Genomic DNA, 15,521 nt, shown 5'->3' on the forward strand with positions numbered 1-15,521 from the left:
GTCCAGCGCCGATTTACACACAGGAAAATTTTTGAAAGGTGAATTTAGATGGGAAGAGCTAAGAAAATGGCAACTGTAACAAGCGAGGGAAGCCGCTTGGAACGCTTGGAAAATTTAGCACTGATTCTCGCAAAACAGATTGATATATGCGCGAAAGATGCTGTTGATGGTCCAAAGACAATGCCACAGCTCTCCAGGCAATACAGAGAAACAATCAAAGAAATTGAAGAAATAAAAGGAATGGAGAAAGACGATGATGAAATCGGAGAAATCCTGTCGGCACGAAAAGCTGATGGGAAGCCAGACACCGTCCGATAGAATTGTTCCGGATTACGCTTATACGGATGGCCCCGATGCGGTAAAAGTGCTTGCGGTCGGGAAATTGATTGTGGATCCGTGGCAGAGTGAAGTGCTGAATGATTGGATGGGGCGTACAGAGGATGATGTTTGGTCAGCGCCGACATGTGGCTTATCTGTTCCAAGACAGAACGGGAAAACACTGGATACTTCCGGACGGATTGCATCCGGAATGATTCTGTATGCAGAATGGGTTATATACACAGCTCATCTGCAGAAAACTGCAACAGAAACCTTTATGGAATTGCGCGGCTTGTTTGAAAGCAGAGGACTCCGTAAGTATGTAAAAGAAATTAAGGCGGCACTCGGAAGAGAACAGATTATTCTAAAAAATGGTGGAAGAGTAGTATTTGTTGCCAGAACAAGGAATGGTGGTCGAGGACTGCATGGCGACTGTCTTGTGTTTGATGAAGCACAGGAATTGACAAGCGAGCAGCAGGCATCTTTTTTGCCGGCAATATCAGCGTCAAGGAATCCACAAACGATTTATCTTGGAACACCACCGGATGAAAATTGTACCGGCACAGTATTCCGGAAGATAAGAAAACGGGCAACGGAAGGTGAGAGCAAATCCACAGCCTGGACAGAATATTCTGTGAAAGAGATTGGAGATGTTACTGATCGTCAGAGATGGGCGGATTGCAATCCGGCACTGGGGCGAAGAATGACAGAAACAACCATAGCTGCAGAGTGCGAACAGATGGATGCGGACACGTTTGCAAGAGAGCGTCTCGGCTGGTGGTCGCCAATCAACAATGATCAGGACTATGCAATTGATAAGAAGAAATGGAAAGAATGTGCTTCGGAAAAAGAAAAACCGGAAGGGAAAACTGCTTACGGTGTAAAGTTTTCACTTGACGGTTCGATGGTAGCATTATGCGGAGCTGTCTGTCCAGAGGTAGGGGAAGCGAGAATTTCACTGATCGAGCTTAAAACAACGGACAGAGGAATCCAGTGGCTTGCGGACTGGCTGAATCAGAGATACAAGATGGCAAGCTGTGTGGTGATCGATGGAAGAAATGGAGTTGACTTCCTGATAGAGAAGATAACACCGGTGTGGAAATATAAGCAGTCAATTGTTCGGCCGGCAGCAAAAGAAGTGATAGCAGCGGCGAGTCAGCTATCACAGGAAATCAATGAACAGACTGTAACATGGTATAAATACCAAGAAATACTGAATGAGTCAGCAATTACGTCTGTAAAAAGACCGATTTCCGGTGGCTGGGGATTTGGTGGAGAAAACTCGATTCCGATTGAAGCAGCAGCACTTGCACTCTGGGGATGCAGAACATCGAAACGAAATCCGAACAGAAAGATGAGGATAGGATAATGGAGTTAAATTTTGGAAGAGTAGAAGGATTACCACCGGAAGAACAAGAGTGGCTGAAAGAATTGAAATATATATACGACTATCACCGAAGTACAAATCGAAAAAAACGTCGATATTACAACGGGAAAATCACGTTGAATGAGGTAAATTTGGGAATTGCACTACCTTCGGGTCTTGGAAGACTCGAAATCGGATGCGCCTGGGGTGCAAAAACGGTAGACGTGCTTGCCGGTAGATCAATGTTTGATGGCTTTGTTACGGAAAATGGAACAAAATCAGAAGATATGGATCAGATCATGAAAAGGAACCATCTGATTGCAGAATACAATAAAGCGGTTAAAGAAGAGTTGAAATATGGATGTGCATTTGCGGCAGTATCTGGACAGGAAGATGATGCAAGAGTACGTTTTTACTCACCGCATTGCGCCACAGCTTCGTGGAATGCACACGAAGGACGCATCCGATATGGATTTGCCTTTGAAGATGCGCGAAGAGACGAGTCGGATGTTACATGGTCTCCGGAACACGTAAATTTCTATACAGACACAGACATCTGGGAACTGGATCGGATTGGAGGTACATGGTATGCTACGCAGAATCCCCATGATTTCGGAGAACCCCTTATGGTGGCTCTGATCTGGGACGCAACAAACGATAAACCATTTGGTCAGTCAAGGCTAAAAGAGCCGATCCGCAGGCTAATCCAGGGATATGTAAGAACAGTCGCAAATGCAACGATTGGACTGGAATTTGCAACTTCTCCACAGAAGTATCTGCTCGGGGTGTCAGATGAACAATATGATATGCTGATTGATAATAAATTCAAACAGTATGTTGGAAGTATTCTCTACAGTACAAACAATCCGGAGACTGGGGAAAAGCCGAATTTCGGGCAACTTTCGCAGGGAAATATTGAACCACATGTTCAGATGCTCCGGATGCTTGCTACACAGTATTCAGCGGCAACGGGATTGGCGGTTACGGATGTTGGTGTGATAAATGATGCAAATCCGACTTCCAGTGAAGCAATTATTGCACAGTCACAGACCTTGATCCTTATGGCAGAACAGTTGAATAAATCAAATGGTGATGCATTGTATCGGATTGGACGGATGGCACTTGCAATTGAACTTGGAACGATTCCGGATGAGCTTCCGGAAGAAACACATGAGCTGATTGCACATTTTAAGAATCCGGCAATGCCAAGCGTGGCATCTACTACAGATGCAGCACTCAAAATTGCGACAGCGCGACAAGGATTTGCACAGACAGATATTTTCCTTGAAATGATTGGTTTTGATCAGGCGGATATCCGGCGAATCAGAGCGCAGGAACAGAGAGCAAAAGGAGATGCTATCTTGACGGAGGAATTTGGAAATGCAGATAACGGAGAAGGCGTGGGTGGAATACATAACGAAGATGTCACAGATTAGCCAGAAAGCAGCGGATCTGATGCAGTCCTGGGTTCAAAAGAATGGACTGGAAAATGATAAAGCACTTTTGGACTACGCCTATGCATTGTCACAACACTATGGACAGGCTATCGGTGCATTATCGTGTCAGATGTATGAAGCGACAGCGGCGGCACAGGGAGTAATAGTCCCTACGGCAGAAGTAGCAGATCTCCCGGACTATGGGGAAGTGGCGAAAGCAGTAAAAGGAACAAAAAAGCAGTCTCCGAACAATATTCCTGGAACGCTTGCAAGGCTTGTAAAACAGGTAGGTGCAGATACGACACTGAAAAATGCAGAGCGTGACGGGGCGCAGTTTGCCTGGGTACCACACGGAGATACCTGCGCTTTCTGCATTACGCTTGCGTCAAGAGGATGGCAGAATATGTCAAAGAAAGCTCTTAGAAATGGTCACGCGGAACACATTCATGCGCATTGCGATTGCGAATATGCAGTCCGGTTTGATGGAAAAAGCACGGTTGCAGGATATGATCCGGATAAGCATCTGGAGGAGTATCAGGAAGCAGGCGGTGACATCAATGCCATGCGCCGGATGAGATACAAAGAGAATAAAGAGGCTATTAATGCGAGGAAGAGAGAACTGTATGCAGAACAGGCTTACCGAAAGGTTAAAAGAGGAAAAGCAGAAGAAATTTCATTGACCAGAGGTGGCAAAGAAGTGGCGGTTTCGGTTAGAAAAGTGGAAAGCTATGATACATCTATGTATATATCAGATCAAGCACAGATAAAGCCAAAAGCATTGAATGCAATTAATCAGAACACAGAAAAGGCCTTGAAAGAATATGGTGTTCCAAGCGAACGGAAGCCAACAATTGTGATTCTGGCAGATGATGAACTGAAAAATGCCCTTGGTTTGTATGATCCGTGTACAAATACAGTATATTATAGTCAGTCAATAGCAAAGCAGGAAATACAGAAATTAGCTGGTGGAAAAGATGCTGTTGAAAGGCATGAAATGTGGCATATGAAACAGGCAGAAGAATTCCGAAAAGTGGGTTGGGAGATTACCAAAGAAAACCGTAGTGAATATCTGAAAGAACTGTGCAAAAAGGCAAAGAAAAATCTTGACGCATTAGGAATTACGCAGGATAATGTAAGTGAAATAAGCGATTATGCATATCAACAATATCAATTAGGACGATATGATGAAACGGAAGCAGAATATATGTTGATTTATAACAGGAGATAGAGAGAATGAAACTCATAAAGTATCCGGATGAGATAGAAAAGTTAATGAAAGTATACGAACCGTATGTCAATCATATTCATGATGGGAAAATTGAAAACGTGCCGGAAGAGGTTAGTGAAGCGTTTGAAAAAGTAAAAGCCTGGGCTTGGGAGCAAGAACAGTAACAGAGGGAAAAGAACCGGCAGGTTTTATGAAAATACGAATTCCGGATGGAGAGATTGTAGAGCATGAAAATACAAGCATGTTTGCAGCACCACACGTGAGGCGAGAATTGAAAAGGATTGCAAAGATGGATAATCCACCAAAAGAAAAAACGGTAATATGGTATTAAAAGCCACTGATCGGAAACGGTTGGTGGTATTTTTATACTCATTTTTAAGAAAGGAAGAAAGAACATGAGATTTGACGAGGCATTTAAAAGAATGAAGCAGGGTAGCAAAGTGAAAATTCCATCTTGGGGCGGTTATTGGTTTTGGTCAAAAGAGAAACAGACTATTATCATGCACACAAAAGATGGCGAAGAGTTGGATATCAGAGAGACAAAGATTCCAGATTATACATTTGGAAATATCTGTTCTGATGAATGGGTACTGGCAGACGGAGAAAATTGTCCGGAACTGGGCGGAGAAGCTCTGTTTTCATTTGGAGAAGCAATTAAATATCTGAAACGTGGAATGAAAGTGGCACGTAAAGGCTGGAATGGAAAGGGACAGTACATCCAGCTTGCAACCGGAATTTCATATAAAACAGAAGATGGGGATATTGTAAATTGTGAGCATGATGTCATCGGAAACATGGCTATTGCATTCTGCGGAACATCTGGTGTTCAGATGGGATGGTTAGCGTCCCAGGCTGATATGCTGTCAGAGGATTGGAAATTTGCAGAATAGGAAAGGCGGTGATCCAGATATCTCCCTTTAAGGCGCAGGGTTACGCGTCTTATTTTTATGGCAACACGTGCCTTAAACGTGGCAACTAAAAACACTCAAATCAGGAGGGAAACAAGATGGCAGATGACAAAACATTTACTCAGGCAGAAATGGATTCAATCATAGAGGGACGCCTTGCGAGAGAAAGACAGAAATATGCAGATTATGATGACCTGAAAGAAAAGGCAAGTAAGTACGATGAGTACCAGGCGCAGAATAAAACGGAACTTCAGAAGGAAAAAGAAAAGTCCGATGCGCTTCAGGCAAGATTAAGCGCACTTGAAAAGAAAGACACTGTAAGACAGGTAAGAGAAAAAGCAGCAAAAGACACTGGTGTACCGGTAGAATTACTGACAGGGGAAGATGAGGAAACCTGTAAAAAACAGGCAGAAGCGATTATGAAATTTGCGAAGCCGAAGAGTTATCCGGGGACTAAGGGGAACAGAAAAAAGACAACAGAATACAACTCAACGGATGATGCAATGAGGGAATTTGCACATCAGATTTTTGGTAAAGGAGAATAAAGAATATGGCAGCACTTATTAGTTCAGATTTTGAAATTCCGGCAGAGATTTCGCAGGGGATTTTTGAAAAAGCACAGAAAGGATCTACTCTGGCGCAGTTATCCGGAGCAAGACCGCAGAAATTTGGAAAGCAGCAGGTGTGGGTACTTACATCGCCACCGAAAGCAGAACTCGTAGGAGAGGCAGGGCAGAAATCGCCAACCCCAACTGCATATGCTTCTAAAACAGTAAATCCGTTCAAACTGCAGGTTACCATGAGATTTTCGCAGGAAGTACAGTGGGCAGACGAAGATGTACAGATCGGCGTACTGCAGGATCTGGCATCAAATGCGTCAATCGCACTAGGAAGAGCATTGGATCTTGTTGGAATTCACAAAATCAATCCGCTTACAGGAACGGTATCAAGCCTTGTAAAAGAAGGGCTGGTTGACACGAAACAGAGTGTGCAGCTTGCAGGCACAAAGTATGATGAAGCAATCGAGGCGGCAGCAGGAATGATCATCTCATCTGGTTATGTACCGAGTGGTATTGCAATGGATCCAACACTTTCCTTTGGCCTTTCCACTATGAGGGATGCGAATGGAAGAAAGATTTATCCGGAAATTGGATTCGGACAGAATCTGACAAATTTTGCCGGAATGACTGTGGCAGTATCTGATACAGTTTCTGCAAAAAATGAAATCACACCGGATACGAAGTTACTTGGAATCGTAGGACAGTTTGATGCGTTCAGATGGGGAGTGCAGAGATCAATTGGCGCTCACTTGATCGAATACGGTGATCCGGATGGGCTTGGAGACCTGCAGAGACAGAACCAGATTGCAATCCGTGCAGAAATTGTATACGGAATTGGAATCATGGATCAGGCAGCATTTACAAAGATCGTGAAGGCGGAAGAGTAATATGAAATATTTATACAAACAAACTGGAATAGTAGTGGAGTCTGACGATGTGTTAGACTCCACAATGTTTAAGCCGATTATTGAAGAAAAAACCGAGGATTTGATCGAGGATAGCGAAACAGAAACAGGAGTTACAGAAGCTAAAAATACAGAAGAACCTGTGGAAGAACTCAAAGAACCGACAGAAGACTCAGAGATTCCAGATATAGAAGAACCAGTCGAAGCAAAGAAAGAGGCATCAGCTAAGAACACCAGAAAGAGAACACAAACAGCGAAAAAGTAGGTGATACAATGATATACGCATCAATCGAGGATATTTGGAAACGAAAAGGAACAGATATTTCGGATACAGATTATGTAACGGCACTCTTGGAGGATGCCGCGATTATCATTGATGCATATAACCGCAATGCTACAGACGAGGCAAAGAAATTAGTGTCATGTAATATGGTTATCCGGACACTCGGAAGCAGAGAGGAAGGTGTACCTATTGGAACGACACAGACAACTACGACAGCAATGGTATATTCGCAGACCTGGACAAATGCAAATGGAAGCGGCGAATTGTATCTGACTAAATTGGATAAGAAAATCCTTGGTGTCGGGAATCGAATTGGCTATTTTAATCCATATTCGGATTTGATGCAGGAGGAAGAGGCTAATGATTAAAGGAATACCGGTGAAGCTCTACGAACGGACCGCAAGTGGGACAGATACATTCGGACATCCGATATATACAGAGACACCTGTGACCGTGGAAGACGTGTTGGTTGCTCCGGCATCGACAACAGAAGTGCTGGATATGCTTAATATTACTGGAAAAAAAGCAGTCTACAATATCGCAATTCCAAAAGGAGATACGCACGACTGGCAAGACTGCAGAGTGGATTTTTTTGGCACATCATGGCGGGTAATTGGATTCCCACAGCAAGGAATTGAAGAAAATATTCCAGGAAGATGGAATCAGAGATGGATGGTGGAGCGTTATGGTTAAAACGAAAGTTGAGTTAAATCGATCCGGTGTAAGAGAGTTGATGAAATCTGCAGAGATGCAGGCAATTTTACTGGAACAGGCAAATCAAATATCATCAGATGCAGAGAAAGAGTCGTATGTTGCGCAAACAAGAGCGGTTGTAAAAATAAATGGAGACGACGGAAACAATAGCTTGCTGAAAGCAATGGGTAGAAAAAATGATCGAGGAAAAAGTTAGAGAATATCTGGAAGACAAGCTTGATATTCCGGTAAGGATGGAAGAAGAACCGGGACTTCCGGAGGAATATGTACTGATTGAAAAGACTGGATCTGGCAAAGAAAATCATATTGCATCAGCAACTCTTGCTATCCAGTCTTATTCAGGATCCCTTTATGGGGCGGCATCACTCAATGAAAGAGTGAAAGAAGCAATGGAAAAAATTGTTGAAATGGATGATATCAGTAAGTGCCAGCTTAACAGCGACTACAACTATACGGATACAACAAGGAAGAAATATCGGTATCAGGCTGTATATGATATGGTTCATTTCTGATGAAGGAGGATAAAAATGTCAGATGCTAAAAATGTAAGTACAGGTAAGCCGAAAGTAGGTGGCGCGATTTTTAGAGCACCGCTCGGAACAACATTGCCAACAGATGCAACCACAGCATTAGATGCAGCATTTAAGTCACTTGGATATTGCTCGGAGGATGGACTCACTAATTCTAATAGTCCGGAAACTGACAACAAAAATGCTTGGGGCGGCGACACTGTATTGAATATGCAGACCAGTAAGAAAGATAATTTTAAGTTTACGATGATCGAAGCCTTGAATGTAGAGGTCCTGAAGAGTGTTTACGGAGATGATAATGTTACCGGAACACTTGAGGAAGGGATTACGGTAAAAGTAAATGCAGATGAAGCGGAACAGAATGCGTGGGCTGTGGATATGATTCTGAAAGACGCAGTGAAGCGTATCGTTATTCCGTGTGCAAGCATTACGGAAGTCGGAGACATTGTATATAAGGACGATGATGCGATTGGATACGAGACAACGTTATCGGCAGTACCGGATGCGGACGGACAGACACATTACGAATATATTAAGAGGAATAAGAAATAATGAAGGGAAAAACAAGCAGTGGTTTTGAGTATGAGTTAGATGAAGCGGCGTTGGATGATTATGAACTTCTGGAAGATCTATGTGAAATGGATGAAGGAGACATGACAAAAACAATCAGCGTATTAAACCGTCTTCTTGGAACAGAACAGAAAGAACGTTTGAAAGAACATTTACGAATGGAGAACGGAAGGGTACCGGCGTCGGAAATGATGAATGAAATTGGAGAAATTTTCGGAAATATAAAAGAAGGAAAAAACTCTTAGCCCTCGCCTACATGCTTAATTTAGATAAGGACGCACTTTTGTGTGATCTTGCAGAAACATATCATATTTATGACTATAAGTCGTTACCGTGCAGAATGGTAGCGACTTTTTCTTGTGGGTTGAGGGAAAATTCAAGAATCAAAATGAAAATGGTAGGGATAGATCCTATACCGGAACAAATTCTTATGGCAGCAATTGCAGATGGAACACGTATGACCGCCTGGTTACAATCCGAGGATGGAGCGACTGGGATAAACCGTCCGAAGTCATTACTTGGAATGACCATAGGTGATGGAACGGAAAAATCCAAAGAAATTCAGACGTTTGATTCCGGAGAAGATTTCGACAGAGAATGGGCAAGATTGACGGGAAAGGAGGGATAAGATGGCTACAGAACTTGCAAAAGCGTATGTGCAGATCATACCATCAGCGGTAGGAATTCAGGGAAGAATTCAAAAAGAAATAGAGCCGGAAGCAGATTCTGCTGGAAGTTCTTTTGGCGGGAAAATGGTTGGCATGATCAAAAAGGTTATTGCCACAGCAGCAATCGGGAAAGCTCTGTCAGCAAGCATCAGTGAAGGCGCGGCGCTGGAACAGAGCCTTGGTGGAATTGAAACATTATTTAAAGATTCTGCCGATAAAGTGAAAGCAAATGCGGCAAAAGCTTACCAAACAGCAGGAATGAGTGCAAATGACTACATGGAACTCACCACAAGCTTTTCTGCGAGCCTTCTTAGTTCCCTTGCTGGCGACACCTCCAAAGCTGCAGATGTGGCAGATATGGCAATGGTAGACATGTCTGATAATGCAAATAAGATGGGAACCAATATGGAAGACATCAAAAATGCATATCAGGGATTCGCCAAACAGAACTATACAATGCTGGACAACCTGAAGCTTGGATATGGTGGTACGAAGTCGGAGATGGAGCGTCTCTTGGCAGATGCACAGAAAATCAGTGGCGTGGAATACAATATTGACAATCTATCAGATGTCTACAGCGCAATTCACGTGATCCAGGGACAGTTGGATATTACCGGAACGACAGCAAAAGAAGCGGCAACGACTATATCTGGATCGTTCAACCAGATGAAAGCAGCGGCTAAAAATGTAATGGGAGAAATTGCTCTGGGAATGGATGTAGGACCGGCACTTAATGAACTGGCGAATACGATCATAACCTTTGCAGCTGGAAATCTGCTTCCGGCAGTATGGAATGTTATATCTGCACTTCCATCAGCAATCGTTACATTTGTAACGGCACTTGGTCCACAACTGTTTGCTGCAGTGTCTGGACTGATTCCACAAATTGCAAGCGGAATCACAACAGGAATACCGACTCTTTATCAGAGCGCAATGCAGCTTATGGATCAGTTTAATATCGGAATTCAGGAGCAGCTTCCGACTTTATTGCAGAAGGGTGTAGATTTTATAAGCAACATCGTCAACGGAATTTTGCAAAATTTACCGCAAGTAATAACGATGGCAGGAAATGTGATCACGTATTTTGTCAACACGATTATTTCTATGCTTCCAACTGTTTTAAGCGCAGGTGCAAGACTGCTTTTAAGGTTAGTAAATGGAATCATAAACAATTTGCCACAGATCACCCAGGCAGCAGTGACTGCAATCGTGCGTTTTGTAGCGTCAATTGGTCAGAATCTTCCGCAGATTCTCCAGAGTGGTATTACAATTATCGCTAAGCTGGCAGCAGGTTTGATACGTGCCATTCCGAATTTGGTTGGACAGATACCGGCAATTATCAGCGCAATTGTGAATGCTTTTACGAGCCAGAACTGGGGAAGAATTGGAATCAATATCATAAGCGGTATCGCATCCGGACTTCGTTCGGCGGCACATATGCTATGGGATGCTGTAAAAGGTGTTCTTGGTGGATTTAAAGAAAATGTTCTGGCATTCTTCGGAATTCACTCACCGTCACGTTGGGGAGCTTATGTTGGAGAGATGATCGATACCGGAATTGCGAATGGATTGATTGGCAAGACAACATTAGTATCCAATGCGGCAGCAGAGCTTCAGAAGTCTGTAAAAAAACCAATTGGAACAAGTATGGACCTTGCAATTTCTGGCAAAAGCAGCACTGAAAGTCAGAACAGCACGATTGCAGAGAAGCTGGAAGCATTACTGGAATATTTAAAAACAACATCCAGACGTGGAGACGGCAGTATAGTTATAAATTTAAATGACAGAGAAGTAGCAAGAGCTTTGAGAGAAATGGGGGTTGTGTTTGAATGATCGAGATTAAATATGTATGCTCCAATGGAGAAAAATACAATCTGATCGGAGACAAAATGAGAGCAACTTCCGGATATTTCCATGCTTATGAGTGGACACCTAATACAACAGAAAGAGAAATGGGTGTAACGGTGAATGCTTTTGCAAAAGAACCGGTGATGTATGATATTACTCTTACCGTGAGAGGCAAAGAAAAAGAAAGAAAGCGGATCCTTAATAAGCTTACGAATGCTTTTGAGTACGATGTGGTCAATCTGACTCCAGGAAGAATTTACTATGGCGAATACTACATTGATGGATATGTAAAAAAATCAAGCAATGAAGTATCGGGTGAAAATAATAGTCGTACAGATTGCAAGATAGAAATATACTGCCCGTATCCATTCTGGTCGATGGAGCAACAGGAAAGCTTTTATCCTGATTCTGCAAATAAAGGAAAGCCATATACATTCTTAGACTATCCGATAACGTATAATTATGATTATTCAAGAAAGAGTGCCGGAACGCAGAACTGGATTATCGATCATTTCCGAGATAATAACTTTGAAATGGTAATATATGGTCCATGCGCTGATCCAAGAATACTGATAAACGGTTATCCTTATCAGATTTATGAGACGTTAGAAGCAGGTGAATATATATTAATCGCCAGCAGAGAGAAGACGATCACAAAGCATCTGAGAAATGGAACTGTGCAAAATATTTTCGCAAAAAGAGCGAAAGACAAAAGCGTATTTGCACTGATTCCGTCTGGCGTACTGACTCTTAACTGGAGTGGTGAATTCGGCTTTGATATTAAGGTATACAAAGAAAGGAGCGTGCCGGAATGGAACTGATCTATACGGATCCGATAGGCAAAGAGCTCGGATATATCTTAAATGCAAATGTAGACATGGAAATCGGAGAAGATGAGAAAAGCTCAATCAATGATTTTGAGATCGAATTTAAGAGATCCGGTTGGAATGGTACGGTTGAGTTCGGAAGTCAGGTGTATGTTCCGGACACAGAGTATGGCGGAATAGTTCGGGAGGTAACTACAAGCACAAAAGCGAATAGTATCACCGTAAAGGGATATACCTGGCGCGGAATGATGACGAAAAAAATAATCAAGCCGGAAGAGGGACAGGATTATGCGATAGCATCCGGAGAAATAAATGAAATCATCAAAGGAAAAGTAGAAGAAGCATTTCCGGGCTTTTTCTACGGAGTCGTTGAAGATACAGGCATTCAGTTGACGAACTATCAGTTTGATCGATATTGTACGCTACATGAAGGTTTAAGGAAGATGCTGCAATCCGTAGGTTACCGCTTGGAAATCAAGTATATTCAAGGCGATAAATACGAAATGGGCTATGTTCGAGTAAGGGCTGTTCCTATCGTAGATTATTCATCGGAATACGAATTTTCAAACGATCAGAACATGAATTTTACGATGGATGACAATAAAAGAGGCGTGAATCACTTAGTATGCCTTGGAAAAGGAGAGTTAAAAGACCGCCTGGTTATCCATTTGTATGTCGACGAAAAGGGAAACGTAGGACAAACGCAGTACTATCGAGGAATTGATGAAATCGAAGAAACTTACGATAGCTCCGGATCAGAATACGATGACCTACTCAAAAATGGAATTGCGAAACTTACAAATTCCAAGAATAAGACGGAATATGACATGACGATGGAGAAAATAGAAGGAAGTATGGATATTGGAGACATCGTTGGTGGCCGAGATTATCTAACCGGTGCCAGCATGAAGAAGCCGATCGGAAGGAAGATATGGACGATTTCAGCTGGCAAAGAAAAAGTAGAGTATAAATTGGAAGGAGAGTCTTAATGGATATAATTACAGGATATACCGGAAGTCCACATGTTACTGCAGAACAGGACAGAGATATCAATATTGGAATTTTTGGAAATGAATCTTATGTGCTGCAAACAGGATCACAGTTGACTGCGGAAGTATCGTCAAACAATGAGATTAAAGTAAGAGATGGTGTGATCATGCATCAAGGGTGTGCTGCATCGATTAAAAAGAACACATACGATTCTCTCACCATTACAAATGGATCACAGGGAATGAAAAGGGTAGACCTTATCGTTGCCAGATACAGTAGAGATCCAAGTACAAATGAAGAATCACTTACCTTGAAAGTAATCCAGGGAACACCAAGCGAAAACAGTCCGACTGTACCAGGTTATACAACAGGAGATATACAGTCAGGAGATCTTGTAGCAGACATGCCACTTTACCAGGTCATTCTCAATGGACTTAATATCACGGAAGTTAAGAAGTTGTTTAGTGTGCAGGGATCCATTGCTGAATTAAGTAGCAATTTAACCAAAACTAACACTGTTTTAGAGAACAGGAAACCAATATTTATTGATTCAACGGCGCAAGGAACAGCAAATTTGGATACCAATAGCTTTTTGAAAGCTGGCGTTACATATGCTTTCATCGTTATAGTTTCCTCCAATATCAGCAGTGAAAGCTATAAACAGGAAATCGCTTGCGCATTAAACAATGTAAATATGGGAAATAACGGAAACTATTACAAATTAGTTTCTACTTTTACAGGAAAATGTAGCAAAGGCGATAAGCTTCATATTACTTCGTACAAAAATGGAGGCACATGGACTCTTTTTGTGACAAGAGCTATTTTTATACCAGTTAGCTAATTAGCTAAAATAAGCCGTTGTTGCAATCATTACGAATGAGGCACTATCTGTACCGACGATATATACTCCACCATTTTTTATGTATATACGTGCTTGTGTTCCAGCAGGTCCACCATTATGCATAGCTATTGGAATAAGGCACTCAAAATCGCCATAACCATTTGGTGTCATTCCTGACGGGACACTGCCGAGAGCCTGATCGTTTGCAAATTTCCCACCATCTAAAAATCTTATCGATCCAGAAACAAATACCACATGACCTATTTTGCGGAATTTTAGCTTTTCTGAAAGATTATTTGCATTAGTCATATATTTCCAACCAGAATCAGCAGTTGCCGTTTTCAAATTGCTACTTAATTCAGTACGCCAGTTGATATACTGAAAGCAAAAAAGGAGCAATGTATGGAAGCGAAAATAATGGATGTATTGCGAAGAATGCAACCGGTTTTAGATGAAATGCAATTACGTGAGCTGAAAGAAGTGCTGCAGATGACATTTACCGGATGCAGAGTAATCCAGGAAACGGACCTGCAGGTTGTAGACAGGAGCTGGGAAGTGGATCTGGAAGAGTTTCTGATGAGTAAAGCACTGGAAGGAAAAGCATCAAAGACAGTGAAGCAATATCGGTATGAACTGGTTCGGTTACTGACCTATATCAATAAGCCAGTGAAGAACATAGATTCTGGAGATATTTCTGGATTCATGCGGGCTTATAAAATGATCCGCAAGGTAGCAAACCAGACACTAAAGAATGTCCGGGCAGTGTATAGCAGCTTCTTCGGATGGCTGCGAGATCGTGACCGGATTCGGAGAAATCCGATGGTGCTGGTGGAATCTATAAAAGTAGAAAAGAAGATCCGGAAACCATATACTGATGAAGAACGGGAGCGGATGCTGCGTAAATGCAGCAGTCTTCGGGATAAAGCGTTACTAGAATTCCTATATAGCACAGCAGTCAGAGTATCGGAGCTTTCAGAGATTAACAGGGAAGACATCCGGTATGCGAATAAAGAGCTGATTGTATATGGAAAAGGAGCGAAAGAAAGGACGGTGTACATCAATGAACGAACCAACATGTACCTGAAAGAATATCTGGAAAGCAGAAAAGACAATGATCCGGCGCTATTTGTCGGAAGCAAGAAACCGAATAGCCGGCTGACGAAAACAGGAATTGAGGATATCATCCGGCGGATCGGAGAGAAGGCGGGCGTAGAAAATGCACATCCGCATCGATTCCGGAGGACGGCTCTGACAAATGCACTGAACCGCGGAATGCCTCTGCAGGAGGCTATGATATTTGCGGGACACGCAAAGTCAGAGACAACCATGCGATACTGTACGGTGAATCAGGAAGGTGTACGGTATCATCACTTTAAATATTTAAGTGCATAAGTAAATAAACTTATTTATTTACACTCGGCATTGGTCGGGTGTTTTTGTTATGCGCTTTTATATATGTAACTTTATCAACCAGTCAAAGGAGGGATTCTGAACTAAGTAGCAATTTAGCAAAATCGGACGATAGTATT

23 protein-coding genes are annotated in these 15,521 nt (G+C 42.4%); 22 read left to right on the top strand and 1 reads right to left on the bottom strand.

What is annotated here, in order from left to right:
• The first annotated feature begins 48 nt into the window (after nt 1-48).
• The 21 genes from AB5213_RS09500 (at nt 49) to AB5213_RS09600 (ending at nt 13,992) form a co-directional block, all read left to right on the top strand.
• Complete coding sequence (locus tag AB5213_RS09500) at nt 49-318, top strand: hypothetical protein (protein ID WP_055296965.1); 270 nt, start codon at nt 49-51, stop codon at nt 316-318.
• Nucleotides 254-1,687: a hypothetical protein gene (locus AB5213_RS09505; RefSeq protein ID WP_156330622.1), complete on the top strand. Its 1,434-nt coding sequence runs from the start codon at nt 254-256 to the stop codon at nt 1,685-1,687. Before AB5213_RS09500 ends, AB5213_RS09505 begins: the two co-directional genes overlap by 65 nt.
• Complete coding sequence (locus AB5213_RS09510; protein ID WP_082424151.1) at nt 1,639-3,120, top strand: phage portal protein; 1,482 nt, start codon at nt 1,639-1,641, stop codon at nt 3,118-3,120. Before AB5213_RS09505 ends, AB5213_RS09510 begins: the two co-directional genes overlap by 49 nt.
• Nucleotides 3,065-4,348, top strand: a complete 1,284-nt coding sequence (locus tag AB5213_RS09515) for a hypothetical protein (RefSeq protein ID WP_055296974.1) — start codon at nt 3,065-3,067, stop codon at nt 4,346-4,348. Before AB5213_RS09510 ends, AB5213_RS09515 begins: the two co-directional genes overlap by 56 nt.
• Nucleotides 4,349-4,353: 5 nt before the next feature.
• Complete coding sequence (locus AB5213_RS09520; protein WP_156330623.1) at nt 4,354-4,512, top strand: hypothetical protein; 159 nt, start codon at nt 4,354-4,356, stop codon at nt 4,510-4,512.
• Nucleotides 4,494-4,679: a hypothetical protein gene (locus AB5213_RS09525; protein ID WP_055296976.1), complete on the top strand. Its 186-nt coding sequence runs from the start codon at nt 4,494-4,496 to the stop codon at nt 4,677-4,679. Before AB5213_RS09520 ends, AB5213_RS09525 begins: the two co-directional genes overlap by 19 nt.
• A 64-nt stretch (nt 4,680-4,743) precedes the next feature.
• Nucleotides 4,744-5,238 (top strand): DUF2829 domain-containing protein, encoded by a 495-nt coding sequence (locus AB5213_RS09530; protein WP_055296978.1) that lies wholly within the window; start codon nt 4,744-4,746, stop codon nt 5,236-5,238.
• 116 nt (nt 5,239-5,354) lie between these two features.
• Nucleotides 5,355-5,801 carry a DUF4355 domain-containing protein gene (locus AB5213_RS09535; RefSeq protein ID WP_215633843.1) on the top strand — a complete coding sequence of 149 codons (447 nt, stop codon included), beginning with the start codon at nt 5,355-5,357 and terminating at the stop codon, nt 5,799-5,801.
• A gap of 5 nt (nt 5,802-5,806) precedes the next feature.
• Nucleotides 5,807-6,703 (top strand): phage major capsid protein, encoded by an 897-nt coding sequence (locus AB5213_RS09540; RefSeq protein WP_215633844.1) that lies wholly within the window; start codon nt 5,807-5,809, stop codon nt 6,701-6,703.
• A gap of 1 nt (nt 6,704) precedes the next feature.
• Nucleotides 6,705-6,986 carry a hypothetical protein gene (locus AB5213_RS09545; RefSeq protein ID WP_055296984.1) on the top strand — a complete coding sequence of 94 codons (282 nt, stop codon included), beginning with the start codon at nt 6,705-6,707 and terminating at the stop codon, nt 6,984-6,986.
• A gap of 8 nt (nt 6,987-6,994) precedes the next feature.
• The gene (locus AB5213_RS09550; RefSeq protein ID WP_055296986.1) at nt 6,995-7,372 is read left to right on the top strand and encodes a Gp19/Gp15/Gp42 family protein; all 378 of its coding nucleotides are present in this window, start codon (nt 6,995-6,997) and stop codon (nt 7,370-7,372) included.
• Nucleotides 7,365-7,697: a hypothetical protein gene (locus AB5213_RS09555; RefSeq protein WP_055296988.1), complete on the top strand. Its 333-nt coding sequence runs from the start codon at nt 7,365-7,367 to the stop codon at nt 7,695-7,697. The genes AB5213_RS09550 and AB5213_RS09555 overlap by 8 nt, the downstream gene beginning before the upstream one ends.
• Entirely contained in the window at nt 7,690-7,914 is a 225-nt protein-coding gene (locus AB5213_RS09560; protein WP_055296990.1) for a hypothetical protein, read from the top strand. The genes AB5213_RS09555 and AB5213_RS09560 overlap by 8 nt, the downstream gene beginning before the upstream one ends.
• Nucleotides 7,895-8,230 carry a hypothetical protein gene (locus AB5213_RS09565; RefSeq protein WP_055296992.1) on the top strand — a complete coding sequence of 112 codons (336 nt, stop codon included), beginning with the start codon at nt 7,895-7,897 and terminating at the stop codon, nt 8,228-8,230. Before AB5213_RS09560 ends, AB5213_RS09565 begins: the two co-directional genes overlap by 20 nt.
• Nucleotides 8,231-8,245: 15 nt before the next feature.
• Nucleotides 8,246-8,800, top strand: coding sequence for a hypothetical protein (locus tag AB5213_RS09570; protein WP_055296994.1), 555 nt, complete (start codon nt 8,246-8,248; stop codon nt 8,798-8,800).
• The gene (locus AB5213_RS09575) at nt 8,800-9,063 is read left to right on the top strand and encodes a hypothetical protein (protein ID WP_242859466.1); all 264 of its coding nucleotides are present in this window, start codon (nt 8,800-8,802) and stop codon (nt 9,061-9,063) included. The genes AB5213_RS09570 and AB5213_RS09575 overlap by 1 nt, the downstream gene beginning before the upstream one ends.
• A 143-nt stretch (nt 9,064-9,206) precedes the next feature.
• Nucleotides 9,207-9,446, top strand: coding sequence for a DUF5361 domain-containing protein (locus AB5213_RS09580; protein ID WP_368276632.1), 240 nt, complete (start codon nt 9,207-9,209; stop codon nt 9,444-9,446).
• 1 nt (nt 9,447) lies between these two features.
• Nucleotides 9,448-11,319, top strand: coding sequence for a hypothetical protein (locus tag AB5213_RS09585; RefSeq protein WP_055296999.1), 1,872 nt, complete (start codon nt 9,448-9,450; stop codon nt 11,317-11,319).
• Nucleotides 11,316-12,155 carry a hypothetical protein gene (locus tag AB5213_RS09590; protein ID WP_055297001.1) on the top strand — a complete coding sequence of 280 codons (840 nt, stop codon included), beginning with the start codon at nt 11,316-11,318 and terminating at the stop codon, nt 12,153-12,155. The genes AB5213_RS09585 and AB5213_RS09590 overlap by 4 nt, the downstream gene beginning before the upstream one ends.
• Complete coding sequence (locus AB5213_RS09595; RefSeq protein WP_055297003.1) at nt 12,146-13,150, top strand: hypothetical protein; 1,005 nt, start codon at nt 12,146-12,148, stop codon at nt 13,148-13,150. Before AB5213_RS09590 ends, AB5213_RS09595 begins: the two co-directional genes overlap by 10 nt.
• Nucleotides 13,150-13,992: a hypothetical protein gene (locus tag AB5213_RS09600; RefSeq protein WP_368276633.1), complete on the top strand. Its 843-nt coding sequence runs from the start codon at nt 13,150-13,152 to the stop codon at nt 13,990-13,992. Before AB5213_RS09595 ends, AB5213_RS09600 begins: the two co-directional genes overlap by 1 nt.
• Here AB5213_RS09600 and AB5213_RS09605 read toward each other — a convergent pair whose 3' ends face one another.
• The gene (locus AB5213_RS09605) at nt 13,993-14,301 is read right to left on the bottom strand and encodes a hypothetical protein (RefSeq protein ID WP_175305064.1); all 309 of its coding nucleotides are present in this window, start codon (nt 14,299-14,301) and stop codon (nt 13,993-13,995) included.
• A gap of 93 nt (nt 14,302-14,394) precedes the next feature.
• Between AB5213_RS09605 and AB5213_RS09610 the strand changes: the two genes are divergently transcribed.
• A complete protein-coding gene (locus AB5213_RS09610) occupies nt 14,395-15,384 on the top strand; it encodes a tyrosine-type recombinase/integrase (RefSeq protein WP_118199360.1) in 990 nt (329 codons plus the stop codon).
• Nucleotides 15,385-15,521 lie beyond the last annotated feature (137 nt).

The organism is Coprococcus sp. RTP21204st1_G4_RTP21204_210225, assembly GCF_040915385.1.
Classification (GTDB): domain Bacteria; phylum Bacillota; class Clostridia; order Lachnospirales; family Lachnospiraceae; genus Allocoprococcus; species Allocoprococcus comes.